We start from the raw sequence: 1439 nt of genomic DNA, 5'->3' as shown, positions 1-1439 counted from the left end.
TGAACTGACCCCCAGTAGTTGGACAGTTTAGTTAGGTTAGCACGAGGGATTGAGTTCGGTATTGCACCGGGCTTAATCCCTTTAGCTTTTCTTTGATTCGATCATGGTTGTAGTAGTGGATATATTCCTCTAGTTCTGCCTTAAATGATTTGATAGTCTCAAACTTCTTTTGATAGAAGAACTCCGTTTTCATAATCCCGAACCAGTTCTCCATGACAGAGTTATCTAGGCAATTACCTTTTCTAGACATGCTTTGAGTAATACCCTGCTTGCGTAAGGCCTGTTGATAAAGCCCCATTTGGTATTGCCAGCCTTGGTCGGAGTGCAATACTGGCCTGTCTTCATTCTTGAGTCGTTTGAAGGCGCTCTTTAGCATCTGCATTACTGAGCTAATCTGTGGCCGATCAGCAATCTCATAGGAGATAATCTCTTGGTTGTATAGATCCAGGATGGGCGAGAGATAAACTCGCTCGCCCTTGACATTGAACTCAGTCACATCGGTTACCCACTTTTGATTGGGTGCTTTAGCTATAAAGTTGCGCTCTAACAAGTTGGGAGCTACCTTGCCCACAGACCCCTTATAAGACTGATAGCGCTTGGGCCTCACAAGGGACTTCAGTCCTAGTTGGCCCATCAGCCTTTGTACTGTCTTGTGGTTTAAATATTGCTGTTGATTGCGTAGCTCTAAATGTACCCGCCGATAGCCATAGCGACCCCGATGGGCATTAAAGATCTGGGTGATATGCTCTTTAGCCCCCTGATAAGGATCAGCTTTACTACTACTGGCTGCCCGCCAGTAGTAGTAAACGCTTTTAGCCATCTTGGCGATAAGTAGTAAGTCTAGTAAACGGTAATGCGGCCTTAGCTCAGTAATTATTTGGGCTTGTTCTCTTTTGTTGCTTTGCTCTGAGCTAAGGCTTCTAACTTTTTTAGGTAGGCAGCCTGTGCTTCGGCATACTCTAAACGTCTTCGCAACTCTGCCGACGTGAGCTCCGAGATAGGCTTTTTGAGTAATGCTTTGATATTAAATTGGGACATAGGCGGTTGTCCTCTCTGTCGATTGGCAAGGGCTGTAATACCGCCTTCATTGTAGAGTTTTTGCCATTGCAAAATGGTGGTCATACTACCAATCCCAAAGTGGGCGGCAGCTGGCCTAGCTGATATCTGATGCTGGGCCATGTACTCTAGAACCTGTACTTTGAACTGCGGGGAGTGGCGTTGGTGGCTGGGATTAAGACCACTATGGCCACGTGCTTGATAGGCTAAAGCCCATTTGCGGACATCTGAGTGACTAATCTCAAACAGGTGACTTACCCGCTTAAGACCACCTGACTTTAGAAACTCTTTAACTACCTTTAGCTTGAACTGCTTGCTGTACTTGCTCATAAAACAAAACCCCCTTGGTTGGACATGGTGTCCAACTTTTGGGGGTCAGTTCA

Annotated in this window: 1 protein-coding gene; it reads right to left on the bottom strand. The window is 45.9% G+C overall.

Annotated features, from left to right (window positions below):
* Positions 1–31: 31 nt before the first annotated feature.
* Positions 32–1386, bottom strand: a protein-coding gene (locus ICN15_RS10860; protein ID WP_370625452.1) for an IS3 family transposase whose coding sequence is annotated in 2 segments (ribosomal slippage) — positions 32–924 and positions 924–1386 — 1356 coding nt in all. Because the reading frame shifts where the segments join, the coding sequence is not laid out codon by codon here.
* Between the last annotated feature and the right edge of the window lie 53 nt (positions 1387–1439).

The organism is Polynucleobacter sp. CS-Odin-A6, from assembly GCF_018882095.1.
Lineage (GTDB): Bacteria > Pseudomonadota > Gammaproteobacteria > Burkholderiales > Burkholderiaceae > Polynucleobacter.
This window is presented reverse-complemented; position numbering and strand designations above follow the sequence as displayed.